Annotated in this window: 19 protein-coding genes; 9 read left to right on the plus strand and 10 right to left on the minus strand. The window is 69.1% G+C overall.

Annotation, left to right across the window (positions count from 1 at the left end; translation table 11 throughout):
• Positions 1-11: 11 nt before the first annotated feature.
• The 5 genes from BM013_RS10400 to BM013_RS10420 all read left to right on the plus strand — a co-directional run bounded on the left by BM013_RS10400 (position 12) and on the right by BM013_RS10420 (position 3978).
• A complete protein-coding gene (locus tag BM013_RS10400) occupies positions 12-1214 on the plus strand; it encodes an MFS transporter (protein ID WP_093126212.1) in 1203 nt (400 codons plus the stop codon).
• A gap of 49 nt (positions 1215-1263) precedes the next feature.
• Entirely contained in the window at positions 1264-2100 is an 837-nt protein-coding gene (gene dkgB, locus BM013_RS10405) for a 2,5-didehydrogluconate reductase DkgB (protein WP_093126215.1), read from the plus strand.
• Between the two features lie 11 nt (positions 2101-2111).
• The gene (locus tag BM013_RS10410; RefSeq protein WP_256221448.1) at positions 2112-2471 is read left to right on the plus strand and encodes a MoaF-related domain-containing protein; all 360 of its coding nucleotides are present in this window, start codon (positions 2112-2114) and stop codon (positions 2469-2471) included.
• Positions 2471-3442 carry a TIGR03571 family LLM class oxidoreductase gene (locus BM013_RS10415; protein WP_093126218.1) on the plus strand — a complete coding sequence of 324 codons (972 nt, stop codon included), beginning with the start codon at positions 2471-2473 and terminating at the stop codon, positions 3440-3442. The genes BM013_RS10410 and BM013_RS10415 overlap by 1 nt, the downstream gene beginning before the upstream one ends.
• Before the next feature lie 134 nt (positions 3443-3576).
• Complete coding sequence (locus tag BM013_RS10420; protein WP_177225450.1) at positions 3577-3978, plus strand: nuclear transport factor 2 family protein; 402 nt, start codon at positions 3577-3579, stop codon at positions 3976-3978.
• Positions 3979-4049: 71 nt separating this feature from the next.
• Here the strand turns inward: BM013_RS10420 and BM013_RS10425 are convergent, their stop codons facing one another.
• The 3 genes from BM013_RS10425 to BM013_RS10435 all read right to left on the minus strand — a co-directional run bounded on the left by BM013_RS10425 (position 4050) and on the right by BM013_RS10435 (position 6078).
• The gene (locus tag BM013_RS10425) at positions 4050-4319 is read right to left on the minus strand and encodes a hypothetical protein (RefSeq protein ID WP_093126223.1); all 270 of its coding nucleotides are present in this window, start codon (positions 4317-4319) and stop codon (positions 4050-4052) included.
• 85 nt (positions 4320-4404) lie between these two features.
• The gene (locus BM013_RS10430) at positions 4405-4773 is read right to left on the minus strand and encodes a hypothetical protein (protein WP_093126224.1); all 369 of its coding nucleotides are present in this window, start codon (positions 4771-4773) and stop codon (positions 4405-4407) included.
• A 27-nt stretch (positions 4774-4800) separates the two neighbouring features.
• Positions 4801-6078, minus strand: a complete 1278-nt coding sequence (locus BM013_RS10435) for a YbfB/YjiJ family MFS transporter (RefSeq protein ID WP_093126225.1) — start codon at positions 6076-6078, stop codon at positions 4801-4803.
• Between the two features lie 110 nt (positions 6079-6188).
• Here BM013_RS10435 and BM013_RS10440 point away from each other — a divergent pair, with 110 nt between their 5' ends.
• From BM013_RS10440 to BM013_RS10450, 3 genes are all read left to right on the plus strand, one after another.
• Positions 6189-7178, plus strand: coding sequence for a LysR family transcriptional regulator (locus BM013_RS10440; protein ID WP_093126227.1), 990 nt, complete (start codon positions 6189-6191; stop codon positions 7176-7178).
• A 157-nt stretch (positions 7179-7335) separates the two neighbouring features.
• Positions 7336-8091 carry an SDR family NAD(P)-dependent oxidoreductase gene (locus tag BM013_RS10445; RefSeq protein ID WP_093126228.1) on the plus strand — a complete coding sequence of 252 codons (756 nt, stop codon included), beginning with the start codon at positions 7336-7338 and terminating at the stop codon, positions 8089-8091.
• A 56-nt stretch (positions 8092-8147) separates the two neighbouring features.
• Positions 8148-8375: a tautomerase family protein gene (locus BM013_RS10450; RefSeq protein WP_093126229.1), complete on the plus strand. Its 228-nt coding sequence runs from the start codon at positions 8148-8150 to the stop codon at positions 8373-8375.
• Between the two features lie 65 nt (positions 8376-8440).
• On the opposite strand, the gene BM013_RS10455 is transcribed toward BM013_RS10450, so the two are convergent.
• The 4 genes from BM013_RS10455 to BM013_RS10470 form a co-directional block, all read right to left on the minus strand.
• On the minus strand, positions 8441-8698 hold the full coding sequence (locus tag BM013_RS10455; RefSeq protein ID WP_093126231.1) for a hypothetical protein: 258 nt from the start codon (positions 8696-8698) through the stop codon (positions 8441-8443).
• A 145-nt stretch (positions 8699-8843) separates the two neighbouring features.
• On the minus strand, positions 8844-10061 hold the full coding sequence (locus BM013_RS10460; RefSeq protein ID WP_143098262.1) for an alpha/beta hydrolase family protein: 1218 nt from the start codon (positions 10059-10061) through the stop codon (positions 8844-8846).
• A 91-nt stretch (positions 10062-10152) separates the two neighbouring features.
• A complete protein-coding gene (locus BM013_RS10465) occupies positions 10153-10302 on the minus strand; it encodes a hypothetical protein (protein ID WP_256221449.1) in 150 nt (49 codons plus the stop codon).
• Positions 10303-10370: 68 nt separating this feature from the next.
• Positions 10371-10586 carry a hypothetical protein gene (locus BM013_RS10470; protein ID WP_256221450.1) on the minus strand — a complete coding sequence of 72 codons (216 nt, stop codon included), beginning with the start codon at positions 10584-10586 and terminating at the stop codon, positions 10371-10373.
• A 324-nt stretch (positions 10587-10910) separates the two neighbouring features.
• Here BM013_RS10470 and BM013_RS10475 point away from each other — a divergent pair, with 324 nt between their 5' ends.
• On the plus strand, positions 10911-12119 hold the full coding sequence (locus tag BM013_RS10475) for a serine hydrolase domain-containing protein (protein ID WP_305727948.1): 1209 nt from the start codon (positions 10911-10913) through the stop codon (positions 12117-12119).
• Positions 12120-12136: 17 nt separating this feature from the next.
• Here the strand turns inward: BM013_RS10475 and BM013_RS10480 are convergent, their stop codons facing one another.
• Genes BM013_RS10480 through BM013_RS10490 form a run of 3 tightly spaced genes read right to left on the minus strand, consistent with a single transcriptional unit; the run spans position 12137 to position 15148 of the window.
• Positions 12137-12631: a nucleoside deaminase gene (locus BM013_RS10480; RefSeq protein ID WP_093126238.1), complete on the minus strand. Its 495-nt coding sequence runs from the start codon at positions 12629-12631 to the stop codon at positions 12137-12139.
• A 4-nt stretch (positions 12632-12635) separates the two neighbouring features.
• Positions 12636-13883: a cyanate transporter gene (locus tag BM013_RS10485; RefSeq protein WP_093126239.1), complete on the minus strand. Its 1248-nt coding sequence runs from the start codon at positions 13881-13883 to the stop codon at positions 12636-12638.
• 50 nt (positions 13884-13933) lie between these two features.
• On the minus strand, positions 13934-15148 hold the full coding sequence (locus BM013_RS10490) for an amidohydrolase family protein (protein WP_093126240.1): 1215 nt from the start codon (positions 15146-15148) through the stop codon (positions 13934-13936).
• Positions 15149-15153 lie beyond the last annotated feature (5 nt).

Here is a 15153-nt window from a genome sequence, read left to right on the forward strand (position 1 = left end):
GGAGTGCTCTCATGCCAATCGCCTTACTCGCGCTGACCCTCAGCGCTTTCGCCATCGGAACGACGGAGTTCGTCATCGTTGGCCTCATCCCCACCGTCGCCGCCGACCTCCACATCGGCCTTCCCTCCGCCGGCCTGCTGGTCAGCCTCTACGCCCTGGGCGTGGCCATCGGCGCGCCGGTGCTCACCGCGCTCACGGGCAAGCTGCCGCGCAAGGCGCTGCTGCTCGGGCTCATGGCGCTGTTCACGGTCGGCAACCTGCTGGCGTGGAAGGCGCCGAGCTATGAATCGCTGATTGCCGCCCGCGTGCTCACGGGCCTGGCGCACGGCGTGTTCTTCTCCATCGGCTCCACGATTGCCACCGGCCTGGTGCCGAAGGAAAAGGCCGCGAGCGCCATTGCCATCATGTTCACGGGCCTCACGGTGGCGCTGGTCACTGGCGTGCCGCTGGGCACGTTCATCGGGCAGCACTTTGGCTGGCGCGAGACTTTCCTGGCCGTGTCGGCGCTGGGCGTGGTCGCGTTCATCGGCAGCTGGATCTTTGTGCCGGGCAACATCCGCCACACGCCGCCGGCCTCGCTGGCGCAGCAAGCCAAGGTGCTGGCGGAGCCGCGCCTGCTGCTGGTGTATGCCAAGACGGCCATTGGCTACGGCGGCTCGTTCATTCCGTTCACGTTCCTGGCGCCGATCCTCACGGACGTGTCTGGCTTCAGCGCGGGCGCGGTGGGCTGGGTGATGCTGGTGTACGGCATTTCGGTGGCGGTGGGCAACATCTGGGGCGGCAAGCTGGCCGACCGCATGGGCCCCATTCCGGCGCTGAAGATCATCTTCGCGCTGCTGGCGGCCGTCTTGTTGATCTTCAACTTCGCGGCGCCGCACAAGTGGCTGGCGCTGGTGGCGGTGCTGATGTGGGGCGCCGTGGCTTTCGGCAACGTGCCGGGCCTGCAGGTGTACGTGGTGAAGCAGGCAGAGCGCTTCACGCCGCAGGCGGTGGACGTGGCCTCGGGCCTGAACATCGCGGCCTTCAACCTGGGCATTGCGGGCGCAGCCTGGGCCGGCGGCCTGATCGTGACGCACCTGGGCCTGATGCACACGCCGTGGATTGGCGCGCTGGTGGTGCTGGTGTCGCTCGCCCTCACGCAGTGGAGCGGCGTGCTCGACCGCCGTGCGGGCATTCCGGTTCGCGCCTCGGGGCCGATGCCGGTGGGCCACTGATTTCCGTCTTCTCTTTTCTCCATCTTTCAACGCACAAGGACAACACCCAATGAACACGAACACCGCCATCAACAACACCAACGCAACCATCCCCGCCTTCGGCCTCGGCACCTTCCGCCTGAAGGGCCAGGTGGTCATCGACTCGGTGAAGAACGGGCTCGACGTGGGCTACCGCGTTATCGACACGGCGCAGATCTACGGCAATGAAGCCGAGGTGGGCCAGGCCATCGCAGAAAGCGGCGTGGCCCGCAAAGACCTGTTCATCACCACCAAGATCTGGACCGACAACTACGCCAAGGACAAGCTGGTGCCCAGCCTGAAAGACAGCCTGGCCAAGCTGCGCACAACCCAAGTCGACCTGACGCTGATCCACTGGCCCTCGCCCGGCAACGCGGTGCCGGTGGCGGAGTTCATGGGCGCGCTGGCCGAGGCCAAGGCGCTGGGGCTCACGAAACACATTGGCGTGTCCAACTTCAACATCGCGCTCATGAAGGAAGCGATTGCGGCGGTGGGCGCGCAGAACATCGCCACCAACCAGGTCGAGCTGCACCCCTACCTGCAGAACCGCAAGGTGGCGGAGTTCGCGAAGAGCCAGGGCATTCGCATTACCTCGTACATGACGCTGGCCTACGGCAAGGTCATTGCCGACCCGGTGATCGAGGCGATTGCCAAGGCGCACGACGCGACCACGGCGCAGGTGGTGCTGGCGTGGGCGATGCAGCTGGGCTACGCGGTGATTCCGTCGTCCACGAAGCGCGCGAACCTCGAAGGCAACCTGAAGGCGCAGCAGCTGACGCTGACGGATGCCGACATGGCGCAGATGGCCGCGCTGGAGCGCAACGAGCGCCTGACCGACCCGGCCGGCCTGTCGCCGGCCTGGGACTGAGCGGCACCGCCATGAAGAAGAACGACATGGCTGCCGAACAGTCGGCTTCCGCCCTGCCCTTCGTCGGTCGCACGTTCGAAGTGCACTACGGCGACACCATGACGGCACTGAACATCTACGCCGCCGACGGCCAGACGATGCGCTACCAGGTCACGGCCGGCCCGTTCACGGGCGCGACGGCGGAGGTGCGCTACCAGGCCGAGCCGCTGGGCGCCGGGCTCTACGCGCTCTCATGGCAAGAGGCCGACAAGGGCACGGTAGTGCACGTCGACAACTTCGACGTGGGCCACTCATGCTCGTACTACACCACCGCCGCGCTGGAGTTCGTGTGCATGGCGGGCACCTTGCGTGAAGTGAAGGGGGCGCTGTGATGGCCGGTGCATTGCAGGCGCTGGTTGCCTCGGCTGGCGAGGGCCCGAGCATCGGGCTGGAGCTGCCGCTGGACAACGACTGGTCCCCCGCGGGCGACACCGCCCGCCGCTACGCGGGCCGCCCCTTCGGCGTGCCAGACATCGCGCAGCACGCGCGCCTGGCGAAGCTGGCCGACCGGCTGGGTTTCAGGGCGCTGTGGGCGCGCGACGTGCCGCTGTACGACCCGGCCTTCGGCGACGCGGCGCAGGTGTTCGAGGTGTTCAGCTACCTGGGCTACCTGGCGGGCGTGACGGAGCGCATCTTGCTGGGCACGGCCGCCGTGGTGCTGCCGCTGCGCGAACCGGTGCTCACGCTGAAGTCGGCCGCCACGGTCGACCAACTGAGCAACGGCCGCCTGCTGCTGGGCGTGGCCAGTGGAGACAGGCCGGTGGAGTACCCGATCTTCGAGCGCGACTTTGCTTCGCGCGGCGAGCGCTTCAGGGAACAGGTGGCGATGGTGCGCGACTGGGGTGCGGCGAGCCTTCCGGAAGGCATCGAACTGCTGCCGCGCCCGAGCGCTCCCCTGCCCTTGCTGGCGGCCGGCCTCGCGCAGCAAACGCCGCAGTGGATCGGCCAGCACATGGACGGCTGCCTCGCCTACCCCGGCACGCCGGAAGACCACGCGCGGCGCTCGGCGCAATGGCGCGCGGTGGCGGGCGAGAGCAAGCCGTACGTGAGCTTCATTCACCTCGACCTGGCGGACGATGCCAATGCGCCGCTGGAGCGCTACCGCTTCGGCGGGCGCATGGGACGGCATGCGCTGGTGCGGGAGCTGGCTGCGCTGTACGCGGCGGGCGTGCAGCACGTGGGGCTGCACCTGCGGCGCAACCGGCGGCCGTTGGACGAGACGATGGAAGAGATTGCGGCGTTCGTGCTGCCGGTGTTCCATGCGGGCATGCACCTGGATGCGCTGGCCGAACCCGCCCTCTGACCCACGGCGCATTGCCGAGCCCATCGAAAGCGCGCACCATGCGCCAGTCACCGGTTTCTGGGCGGGCCTGCGTGCCCGCCTTTTTCGTTGGCAAACCGTTGGAGGCATGCATGACTGCTGAAGAAGAGGCAAACGTGGCCACCCTGACCAAGGGCTTCACCGAGTGGGGCGAAACGCGCGGCGCGAGCGTCGACAACTGGATGAACCTCATGGCAGACGATGTGCAATGGCAAACACTGGGCGCCGCAGCCGCCGGCCACGAGTTCACGCAAGGGTGCCGCTCCAAGCCAGAAGTGAAACGCTACTTCGACGAACTCGGCACCAGCTGGGAAATGCTCAGCTACCAGATGAACGAATTCATCACCCAGGGCGACCGCGTGGTGGCGATGGGCGAAACCTCGTGGAGGCACCGCGGCACGGGCAAGGTGGTGCACACGCCGCTGGTGAATGTGCTGCGCATGCGCAACGGAAAGATCGCGGACTTCATGGAGTTCTACGACACGGCCGCGGCCATGGCGGGCACGCAGTTGCCTTAGCTCGCTATGGCTCGCCCTGGCTGGCTTTGGCTCGCTTCAGCCCTGTCGGCACTGCGGGCTGCAGCAGCCGCTCAGCACGCCGACTCAGGCGTCTGCACCGCATGCACCAGGAAGAACCGTTTCAGCCCGTCGAGCGTGTCGAAGAAGCCGCGGCGCGAACGGCGCACGGGTGTGCCATCGAGCAACCTGTAGCTCACCGCGCCCCTCACGGGCGGGTAGCGCTTGGAGATGCTCACGCGGTACAGGCACTCGGTGCTCTCGACGATGGTGTGGGGGCGCTCGCGGGCGTCCACCACTTCGAAGCGACCGGTCTCCTGCAGGACGGACTCGTAAGTGGCCATGGCGCGTTTTTCTGCTTCGCACGGGCCATGGATGCCGCACAAGACGCAAAGCCGGGGTAGGACATGGCCTCCCCCGGGGCACAAATCAGCTGCCGCTGAAACGATCCGTTTCGAGCACGAAGGCGGTGGCCTGCTCGGCGGCGCTGGCGGCGCGGTAGTCGGCCTTCAGCTCGGCGGAGACCTTCTCGGCGGCCTCCACCAGTTCGGCGATGTTGCGCTCGCCCACGCAGTGTTCCTCCAGCCGCACGTAGATGCGGTGAAAGTCGCCGCCCAGTGCCCGGGCCACGTCGCGAAGGCAATCGGCCAGCGTGGCAAAGCCGCTGTTGCTGTACGAGCTGGGGGGTATCACGCCCTTGGAGCGGGGCGCGCGAACGGAATAGGCGTACGTGGCGCCCTCCTTGCGGAGCTCGACCACAGGCTGCAGGCCACGTTCGGGCAACTTCGTTCCGTGCATGGCCGCAGTGTAGTGCGGCACATGCGCTCACCGGCTGCTGTGCAGCTTGCCCGCAACAAGGTCTGTAAGCAGGCCCAACACCAGCGCGCTGCCGCCCAGGGCGAAGAGCCAGGCGTAGTGCCCGCCCGAGTACCCCAGCAGCCACGACATGCCGTACGCCGCGCTGGCCTGCAGCACCGCGAAGGCGGTGGTGGCGCGGCTCCAGGCGGCCTTCTGCAGCGACGGGTGGTGCGCGAGCAGCTCCTGCACGCGGCCCAGCACCAGCGGCACGATGCCCGGCGTGAAGGCGCCGACGATCACGCTCGACACGATGAGCCCGCCGTGCGCCACCAGCCCGAGCGCGGGCAGCGCCAGCGCCACGGCCTGCACGGCGAAGGCGATGCGCAGCGCGGGGCCGAAGCCCGCGCGGTCGGCCAGGTGGCCGCACAGCACCGGGCCGACGATGGCGCCGATGCCGAACAGCACCCAGTACTGCGCACCGGCGGCCAGGCCCTGCCCAAGGCCGCGCGCCACGTAGTCCACCAGGAAGATCATGTGCGGCACGAGGCCCACGGCGTTGAGCGCGTAAGACGCCATGAGGGCGATCAGCGCGCCGCTGGCCAGTGCTGACCGCGCCGGCCGCGCCGCCTTGGCATGCGTGGCATGCGCCGCAGCCGCAGCCTGCGCAGGCGCCGCGGTGGGCCAGCCTTGCCATGAGACGACGGTGAGCAGCAGCGCGAGCACGGCAAGGCCGATCCACGTCGCCGTGAGGCCTTGACGCAGCAGCAGCGGCACCAGCGTGCCCGAGGCCGCAATGCCGAGCCCGACGCCCGCGAAGATCAGCCCGCTGGCCACGCCGCGTTGGTGCGCCGGCACATGCGCGAGCACGACGGGCGCGGCCAGCACCATCAGCGCGCCCCCGGCAATGCCGGAGACGATGCGCCAGGTGAAGAACCACGCGAAGTCCACCGGCCATGCGCAGGCCAGCAGCGACGCGGCGGTGACCAGCATCATGGCGCGCAGCACGCTGCGCACCGGCCAGCGCGCCGACATCGGCCCGCCCAGCAGCGCACCCGCCAGGTAGCCCACAAGGTTGGCCGCGCCCAGGTAGGTGGCGGCGGAGGCGCTGAACCAGTGCGCGTCGATGATGGCCGGCAGCAGCGGCGTGTAGCCGAAGCGCGCCAGCCCCAGGCCGACGAGGGTGGCGCAGAAGCCCGCGAAGATGGTGCGCCAGAGCGGCACCTGTGGTGCCTGTGGTGCCTGTGGTGCCTCGCGGTGCGAGAGGGTGGCCGCTGCGTCAGCGGCAATGCGTGGGATCGCGGACATCGGGAAGCTCCAGAACTCTCCGGCAAATCGGAGATTCGATGCTACGAATTGCCGGCGCGCGAGTGAATCCCTATGCTTGGGCATTCAGTATTTCGAAAAGAGGAAGAATCATGGACCGCATCGACGCCATGAAGGTCTTCGTTGCCGCACTGGCCGAAGGCAGCCTGGCCGGCGCGGGGCGCAAGCTGGGCAAGTCGCCCGCCGCGGTGAGCCGCGCCATCGCGTTTCTCGAGACGCATGTGGGCGCGGAACTGCTGCACCGCACGACCCGCTCCATCCGCCTGAGTGATGCCGGCGAGCGCTACGCGGTGGCGTGCCGCCGCATCCTCACCGACCTGGAAGAAGCCGACATCGCGGCCGCCGGCGAGCGCTCGGCGCCGCGCGGCCGGCTCACGGTGACCGCGGCGGTGGCGGTGGGCGAAGCGCTGCTGCGGCCCGTCCTCGACGAGTTCATGAACGCGCACCCCACCGTGTCGGTGCGCCTGCACCTGCTCGACCGGCCGGCCAACCTGATCGACGAGGGCATCGACGTGGCGCTGCGCATTGCGCACCTGGCCGACTCCACGCTGGTGGCGCTGCCCGTGGGCGAGGTGCGCCGCGTGATCACGGCGTCGCCGCGCTACCTGGCGCGCAACGACCCCATCGTGCAGCCCGCGGACATTGCGCAGCACCAGGTGGTGGCCATGACGCACTTCGGCATCGACTCGTGGAGCTTTCCGCCGCAGGCCGGCTCCACCATGCCGCGCACGGTGCAGTTCACGCCGCGCTTCATCGTGAACAGCCTGCGCGGGGCGGTGGCCTCGGCCGTGGAGGGGCGCGGCGTGCTGCGCTCGTTCTCGTACCACGTGGCCGAGGAGGTGGCCAACGGGCGGCTGCGCATCATCCTCGCGCAGGACGAGGCGCCGCCGCTGCCGGTGCACCTGGTGTCGCCGCACGGGCGCCTGTCGGTGCCCAAGGTGCGGGCCTTCGTCGACTTCGCGCTGCCCAAGCTGCGCGCGAGGTTCGCCGAGTGGGCGCAAGACTGCGCGCCGAAGGCCGAGGCGCCGCGGAAGGCGGGCAAGCCCAAACTGAAGCCGAAGCCGAAGCCGAAGAGCGCCTGATTCCCGGCCGATTCCCGGCGGCCTTGCGGCTGATTCGCTCGACATACGGAAGAGTGTTCGCCGAACATCGGCTATTCACTCTTCGGTCGAGCGAATTCACACTTCCTTCCACGACGGAACCGCATCTCGCGGCCCGCACACCGGAAGGAAATTCACCATGAGCACCCAGACCCAAACCAGCGGCAAGACCGCTGTCGTGACCGGCGCCAGCAGCGGCATCGGCTTTGCCATTGCCCGCCGTCTGCTGGCCGACGGCTGGAACGTGGTCGGCAACGCACGCAGCGACGCCCGCCTGAAGGAAGCCGCCAGCCAGTTCGGCGCCGGCGACCGCTTTGCCGGCGTGGCCGGAGACATTGCCGACCCGCGCGTTGCGCAGGCCGTTGTCGACCAAGCGGTGTCGCGCTTCGGCGGCGTCGATGCGCTGGTCAACAACGCGGGCATCTTCCTGCCCAAGCCCTTCGTGGAGTTCACGCCGGAAGAAGTCGAGCAGCAGATTGCCACCAACGTGAAGGGCACCATCTTCGCGTCGCAGGCCGCCGCGCGCCACATGATCGGCCGGGGTGCGGGCGCCATCGTGAACATCACGGCATCGATCGCGCTGCAGCCGCGCAGCAATGTGCCGGCGTTCATGGCGGTGCTGCTGAAGGGCGGGTTGAATGCGGCCACGCGCGCGCTGGCGATCGAACTCGCGCCGCATGGCGTGCGCGTGAATGCGGTGGCCCCCGGCATCATCGACAGCCCGATGCACTCGCCCGAGTCGCACGGCTTCCTGAAGACGCTGCAACCGACCGGCCGGCTGGGCACGGTCGACGAGATCGCCGACGCGGTGATCTACCTCGTGAACGCGGGCTTCACCAGCGGTGTGGTGCTGCCGGTGGACGGCGCGGCCAGTGCCGGCAACTTCACGGCCTGAGTTTCAGCAGCAAGAACGAAGAAACGCGAACAAGCGAAGAAACGAAGGAACACACCATGCCTTACGTCAACGTACGCATCACGCGCGACGGTGTCACGCGCGAACAGAAAGCCATCGTGATCGCGGAGATCACCGACACGCTGCTGCGCGTGCTCGGCAAGAAGCCGGAGCTCACGCACGTGGTGATCGATGAGATCAACACCGACGACTGGGGGTTTGCGGGGGAGACGACGACTGTCGTGCGCGCGCGGGAAGCGGCCGAGGCCGCTGCCGGAGCGAAGTAGCCGGACCTCAGGGGGCTACAAGAGCCCCCTTGAAGAACTCGCTGGAGGGAGATGGAGGGAGAGGATCAGCCCTCGCCCTTCAGTGCCTTCTTCGCCTTGTCGGCGGAAGCCTTCGAGCGGTTCTTGTGATAGCCCGACTTCACGTTGTTCACGGCCTTGCCCACGGGGCCGCTCTTCTTGGCCTTGCTGTCGGCCTGCTTCTCGTCGATCTTGTGCTGCGCGGCGTCGGTCGCCTCGGAGGCGGCCTTGCCGATCTGCGCGCTCGCCGTGCCGGCGGCAAGCAAGGTCAGCGAAGTGGCGATGGCGATCAGTGCCTTGTTCATCGGGCGGTCCCTCCAGGTTTTTGAATGAGCCTCGATGGTTGCACCGACTTCGACCTGGGCGTGTCAGCCGTGACCGCGCATGGCGTGGCGCACATGCCCGACAGCAGGGCCACGCATCAGGGGCCGGCGGCAAGCGCCCGCGCGCTCAGCGAATCGACGCCAGGTACGCATCCACCGACGCGCCCCACAGGCGTTGCACGGTGTAGGTGCTGTGGCCGTCCAGCCCTTTCGGCGGCATGAGCACCTCGAACACGCCTTTTCCGCCGGCCGCCTCGAACACCTTGAAGTTGGCCCGGCTGTGGGCAACGGGGTAGTAAGGGTCTGCCTCGCCATAGAGCCAGAGCGTCGGGCCCGGGAAGGCAGCGCCGCGCGTGAACAACTCGCCGTTCACCTTGGCTGCGTCCGGGCACAACGCGCCGATCCAGCCGCCGACGAAGTTGATCGCGCCCACCACCTCCTGCGGATGCAGGCCCGCATAGGCCGTCGCGAGAATGCCGCCCCGCGACACGCCGCCGATCACCACGCGCCGCGGGTCCACATCGCCGCGCTGGCGGATGTGCGCCATGACCACCTGGATGTCTGCCAGCGCGCGGTCGGCGCCGGGCAGCGACAACGCCGCCTGGCACGAATAGCGCGAGCGGTCCGTTTCGAAACCCTCGTCGTACAGCCCTTCCGAGTGGCCGCGGCCACGGCGCTGCGGATAGATGACCTGCCAGCCGCGTGCGACGAAGAAGGCGCTCACCTCCGGGCTTGTCCACGTCAAGCCGAACCACTCCGGGCGATTGCCCATGCCGGTCGAGCCGTGGTTCATCACAAGGGTGGGAAAGGGTCCGTCGCCTTCGGGCCGGTGCACGACCATCTCCAGGCGCACGGGCTTGCCGTTCTCGGTGAACGGGGTGTCCTGCCATTCGACGCGGCGCGCATAGGCGGGCGGGCGCCGCGACAGCAGGCCCACGGACAACAGCTGCGCCTGCGGCCGCCAGATGCCCAGCTCCATGTCGCCGTCCTTGCGCAGGCGCAGCACGAGCTCGGCGCCGGTTTTCAGGGGCACGTGGAGTTCGTTGTTCTCGAAGCGGCCGGCGGCTTCGTCGACGACCGTCTGCAGCGGGCTGGCGCCGACATAGGTGACGGTCGCGCCTTCGGCGGAAAGGTCGCGAACGGCAACCTTGATGTCGCAACCCGCCGTGCGACAGGCCCAGCCGCTCCAGATGCCGCCCCACTGTGCAAGCCCGGCGGGCGCGGTGGCCTGCTGTGCCAGAGCGGCCGCCTGCGGCGGCAACTCGGCGGCCACGCTGCTCTCCGAAACCGCCCGCGGAAGATCGCCCATGTAGCTGGGCCACGCCGTCTGGGCCGATGCGGCCATGCAGACGCCGAACAGGAACGCACCGAACAACACTCGCCTCACAGGGATCCCCCGAAGTTTTTCGGGCGATTGAATCACACGTGCGGCAGCTTCAACCGGCCCTGCGCGTGGCGGCCCAGTCCGACAGGATCTGCACCGCCTCGCGGTCGAGCTTCTGCTCGGCCGGCAGGCTGCGCCGCGCCAGCGTGGCGCCTGCTTCGATGCGCAGCACCTCCACGTCGATCGGGTGGCGCGCGGCCACGTCACGCCGTCAAAGGCCTCGCCCTGCGCAAGGCTTGGCCACCAACGCTCGGACGTCAGCCTCGCCCTTCAACGCGCTCTTCGCCTTGTCGGCCGAAGCCTTCGAGCGGCTCTTGTGATAGCCGACTTCACGTTGTTCGCGGCCCTGCTGTCGGCCTGCTTCTCTTCGATCTTGTGCTGCGCGGCGTCGGTCGCCTCGAAGGCAGCCTTGCCGATCTGCGCGCTCGCCGTGCCAGCGGCAGGCAAGGTCAGCGAAGTGGCGATGGCGATCAGTGCCTTGCTCATCGGGCGGCCCGCCCAGGTTTTTTTGAATGCGCCTTGATGGCCTGCCCTGCATGCGGCGCGGCTGTGTCAGCGATGGCCGATCAAGCGCTGGTGGTAGAGCCCGACAGATGCGATCATCGCGCCCGCGCTGCAAGGGAGCCAGGCGCATTGCCACTGCCCACAGAGCGTCATACCAACAAGGAGAACCCCGTGGATCAAGGTGTTGTGAAGGCATTCGTACTACCGCGCTCGCTGCGCGCGGCCCTGTCGATGCCAGTGCTTGCAAGTGCGTTGCTGCTCGTCGCGTGCGGCGGTGGTGGAGGCGGCGGAGGCGGTGGAGGCGCAGTGCTTCCCATCGTCGCCATTCCGCCGGCCACGGGCGGTGGGGCCACCGACCCGGGTACCACCACCGGCTATCCGCATGCATCGGAGGCCATCGGCACGGTGCGCCAGATCTACGACGGCGCACTCTCGCCCGACCTGGCCGTGAACACGTACCGCAACATCGACCGGCTGTTCCCTACTCGCACCATCGAGCCCGGCGGCACGCCGTATCCGTTGCCGGCCGGCGCCACCTCGTTGACGCAGGCCAGCTTCACGCTGAACGGCAAGACCTACAGCATGGCCGACTTCATGACGGTGAACCGCGTGGCCGGCCTGCTGGTGCTGAAGGACGGCAAGATCGTCAACGAGACCTACCGCTACGGCAACACGCAGAAGACGCGCTGGATGTCGATGTCGGTGGCCAAGTCGATCACGTCGACGCTCATCGGCGCCGCGGTGAAGGACGGCTACATCGCCAGCATCGACGACCAGGTGATCAAGTACGTGCCCCGGCTGGCCGGCAGCGCCTACGACGGCGCCACGGTGCGCAACGTGATGATGATGGCCTCGGGCGCGAAGTGGAACGAAACCTACACCGACCCCAGCTCCGACCGCCGCCAGCTGCTGGAGGCGCAGATCAGCCAGAAGGCGGGCTCGGCGATGGACCTGATGAGCAAGCTGCCACGCGCCGCCGCGCCGGGCGCCGCGTACAACTACAGCACCGGCGAGACCCAGGTGGCCGGTGAGATCGTCCACAACGCGGTGAAGAAACCGCTGGCGCAGTACCTGTCCGAGAAGATCTGGTCGAAGGTGGGCATGGAGGCGCAGGCCAACTGGTGGCTGGACTCGCCCGACGGCGTGGAGATCGGCGGCAGCGGCATCAGCGCCACGCTGCGCGACTATGGCCGCTTCGGCATGTTCGTGATGAACGACGGCGTGGCCGCGGGCCAGCAGGTGCTGCCCACGGGATGGGTGACGGAAGCGGGCACGCCCAAGGTGCTGAGCGGCGGCCAGCCCATCAGCTACGGCTACCTGTGGTGGATACCGTCCAGCGGCCAGTCGGCCACCGACAGCGCGTTCTACGCGAACGGCATCATGGGCCAGCAGATCTACATCAACCGCAAGGAGAAGGTGGTGATCGTGGTCTGGGGCGCGCAGACCGATCCGGCCGGCAACGGCACGCTGCCGGTGCTGCCGTTCTTCGACGCCGTGGTGGCGGCGCTCAAGTAGCCGGGCCGCGCGCGTTGTCAACCCGCCCGTCGCGTGGCGGCCCAGTCCGACAAAATCTGCACCGCCTCGCGGTCGAGCTTCTGTTCGGCCGGCAGGCTGCGCCGCGACAGCGTGGCGCCGGCCTCGATGCGCAGCACCTCCACGTCGATCGGGTGGCGCGCTGCCACGGTCACGCCGTCGAAGGCGTCGCCCGATTGCGCGAGCGTGGCGGCGTAGTAGAGCTTGGCAATGCCCGCGATGTGCATGGCCGCCACGCACATGGCGCAGGGCTCGCACGAGGTGTAGAGGTCGCAGCCCGCGAGGCTGACGGTGCCGAGCTTGCGGCAGGCATCGCGAATGGCCTCGACCTCGCCGTGGGAGGTGGGGTCGGAATGCGCGACGGAGTGGTTGAAGCCTTCACCGACGATCACGCCGTCTTTCACGACGACTGCGCCGAAGGGCTCGGTGCCGGGCTCCTGCAATGCTTGCGCCGACAGGGCCAGTGCCCGTTGCATGAATTCTTGTTGGTACATGGGGTCAGGCCTTTCTTGCAGTGTCGAATGCGGGGATGGGTGATGCGGCATGAGGCGTGGGCGCAGGCGATTCAAAAAGCCCCGCCATCGCCTTCGCATAGCGCTTGGGGTCGAAGCACAGCATCAGCGGCAGCAGCACCACGACCACCGCCGCCAGGTACGCCCACGCGAGCGTGAAGCCGCCGGTGTGCTCGCGCACCCAGCCGGTGACGAAGGGCGCGAGCGCCGCGATCATGAAGCCCAGGCCCTGCATGAAGCCCGCGAGCGCGCCGGCCTGCGCGGGGTCGCTCAGGTGGTCGAGCGCCAGCACCATGCACAGCGCGAAGGCGCCGCCCAGGCCGAAGCCGAGCACGACGGCCGTGGCCACGGCCGGCACGGGCAGCGAGAAGGTCAGCGCGCCGAAGCCCGCGAGTTGCGCGAGCAGCGTGAGCACCAGCCAGGGCCGCATGTCGCGCCCCCGGCTGCGCGCGAGCGCGGGCATGGCGAGCGCGGCGACCACCTGCGCGAGCGTCATCAGCGCGAGCACCGAGCCACCCTGCTGCGCGGTCCAGCCCTGTTGGGCGTAGAAATGCGGCAGCCAGGCGACGAGGCTGGTGTAGCCGCCGTTGATGAGGCCGAAGCACGCGGCCAGCAGCCACGCGCGGCGGCTGCCGAAGCAGCGCCGCCATGAGAGGTTCTGGCGCGGTGCGTCGGCGGTGAAGGTCATGCGCCGCATGTTGAGCCAGTAGAGCAGCGCGAAGGTGGCCAGCAGCGCCCAGATGGCCAGGCCCGCATGCCAGTCGGGCTGCGCGCCGCCGAAGGCATGCGCCACCCACGGGCTGGCCATGGCGCCGAGGCCGCCGCCGCCCATGATGGCCGCGGAGTACAGCCCCGTCATCACGCCGATGCGCGTGGGATACGCCTGCTTCACCACGCCGGGCATCAGCGCCTGCACCAGGCCCACGCCCGCGCCCGCGAGCGCGGCGCTCCACAGCAGGGCCGCCGCGCCACCCGCCACGTAGCGGCTCGCGCAAGCGAAGGCGATGGCGGCCAGCCCGCAGGCGATGCCGGCGCGCGCGCCGATGCGCTGGCCCACGGCAGCGCCGAACAGCGACATCGCGCCCATCGTGAACATCGGCAGCACCGTGAGCAGCGCCACCGCGTGAAAGCCGATGCCCGTGGCCTCGCGGATGGGCGCGAGCAGCGGGCTGCTCGAGGTGAGAAAGGCGCGCAGGTTCAGCGCCACCAGCACGATGACGACCGCGAAGGCCATGCCCGCATCGCGCTGACCGCGGGGGCGCGGGCTTTGGCGCTGCTCAGCCGTCACAAGGCGGCCAGATCGGCCACCTCGGCCTGCAGCACGCCGTTGCGCGCCACCACGCGCCCGCCCGCCACCACCAGCTTGCGCACGGGGCGCGACACCACGGCCTGCGCCACGGTCTGCGCGTCGACCAGCACCAGGTCGGCGCGGTTGCCGGGCACCAGGCCGTAGGCCTCGAAGCCGCAGCCGCGCGCGCCGGAATGGGTGACGGTGTCCAGCGCGACTTCGATCTCGTCGTCGCGGCGCAGGTTGTAGCGCAGGCCGATGATCATGGCGCGCTCGAGCATGTCGGGGTTGCCGTAGGGCGACCAGGTGTCGCGGATGCCGTCATTACCGCCCAGCACCGTCACGCCGGCCTGTCGGCAGGCCATGAGCGGCGGCACGCTGCGCGAAGGCGGCGCGCTGGTGACGAGCACCACGCCGAGCCTGGCCATGCGCGCGAGCAGGGTTTCGCGCTCGCGCTCGCTCACGTCGCCCAGGCAGAAGCCGTGGCTGATCGCCACCTTGCCCTGCATGCCGAGCGCCTCGGTGCGCTGCAAGATGAGGTCGAGCGAGAACGCGCCCATGGCGCCGGGCTCGTGCAGGTGGATGTCGACGGGGCGCTGGTGCTTGTGGGCAATGCCGAACAGCACGTCGAGCGACTTCACCGGGTCGCCGTCGATGGCGCAGGGGTCGAGGCCGCCGAGCACGTCGGCGCCCATGGCGAGCGACTCGCCGAGCAGCTCGGCCGTGCCGGCGCGGCCCAGCAGGCCCGACTGCGGAAACGCGACGATCTGGATCTGCTGCACCTCGCGCAGCGCCGCTCGGGTGCGCAGCGTGCCTTCGAGGTGGCGCAGGCCGGCCTGCGTGTCGACGTCGACGTGCGTGCGCAGGCGCGTGGTGCCCAGCGCCAGGAAGGCCTTGGCGAGCACCAGCGACTGGGCCGCGGCGTCGTGCCCGCTGGCGTGGCGGAAGGCCCGCTCGTTCTCGATCTTGTCGGTGAGGTTGGTGCCGACCTCGTTGCGGTACCAGTCCATGCCCCACATCGTCTTGTCGAGGTGGGTGTGGCCTTCGACGAGGCCGGGCAGCAGCAAGGCGCCCTGCCCGTCCTCGACGACGGCACCGGCCGGTGCGGCCAGCGCGGTGCCGAGCTCGGCGATGCGGCCGTCCTGCACGCGCACGTCGGTGGCGGAGCCGCCCATCGGGCGAACGTTGCGGATCAGGAGCGAGGAGGTCATGGGGT

Source organism: Variovorax sp. OK605 (genome assembly GCF_900115445.1).
Classification (GTDB): domain Bacteria; phylum Pseudomonadota; class Gammaproteobacteria; order Burkholderiales; family Burkholderiaceae_C; genus Variovorax.

Coding starts and splice junctions, on each gene's coding strand:
- BM013_RS10410 (WP_256221448.1), top strand. CDS start 2,112: ATGAAGAAGAACGACATGGCTGCCGAACAGTCGGCTTCCGCCCTGCCC.
- BM013_RS10460 (WP_143098262.1), bottom strand. CDS start 10,061: ATGGCCGCATCGGCCCAGACGGCGTGGCCCAGCTACATGGGCGATCTT.
- BM013_RS10455 (WP_093126231.1), bottom strand. CDS start 8,698: ATGAACAAGGCACTGATCGCCATCGCCACTTCGCTGACCTTGCTTGCC.
- BM013_RS10440 (WP_093126227.1), top strand. CDS start 6,189: ATGGACCGCATCGACGCCATGAAGGTCTTCGTTGCCGCACTGGCCGAA.
- BM013_RS10490 (WP_093126240.1), bottom strand. CDS start 15,148: ATGACCTCCTCGCTCCTGATCCGCAACGTTCGCCCGATGGGCGGCTCC.
- BM013_RS10480 (WP_093126238.1), bottom strand. CDS start 12,631: ATGTACCAACAAGAATTCATGCAACGGGCACTGGCCCTGTCGGCGCAA.
- BM013_RS10415 (WP_093126218.1), top strand. CDS start 2,471: ATGGCCGGTGCATTGCAGGCGCTGGTTGCCTCGGCTGGCGAGGGCCCG.
- BM013_RS10425 (WP_093126223.1), bottom strand. CDS start 4,319: ATGGCCACTTACGAGTCCGTCCTGCAGGAGACCGGTCGCTTCGAAGTG.
- BM013_RS10445 (WP_093126228.1), top strand. CDS start 7,336: ATGAGCACCCAGACCCAAACCAGCGGCAAGACCGCTGTCGTGACCGGC.
- BM013_RS10470 (WP_256221450.1), bottom strand. CDS start 10,586: ATGAGCAAGGCACTGATCGCCATCGCCACTTCGCTGACCTTGCCTGCC.
- BM013_RS10450 (WP_093126229.1), top strand. CDS start 8,148: ATGCCTTACGTCAACGTACGCATCACGCGCGACGGTGTCACGCGCGAA.
- BM013_RS10400 (WP_093126212.1), top strand. CDS start 12: ATGCCAATCGCCTTACTCGCGCTGACCCTCAGCGCTTTCGCCATCGGA.
- BM013_RS10435 (WP_093126225.1), bottom strand. CDS start 6,078: ATGTCCGCGATCCCACGCATTGCCGCTGACGCAGCGGCCACCCTCTCG.
- BM013_RS10485 (WP_093126239.1), bottom strand. CDS start 13,883: ATGGCCTTCGCGGTCGTCATCGTGCTGGTGGCGCTGAACCTGCGCGCC.
- dkgB (WP_093126215.1), top strand. CDS start 1,264: ATGAACACGAACACCGCCATCAACAACACCAACGCAACCATCCCCGCC.
- BM013_RS10430 (WP_093126224.1), bottom strand. CDS start 4,773: ATGCACGGAACGAAGTTGCCCGAACGTGGCCTGCAGCCTGTGGTCGAG.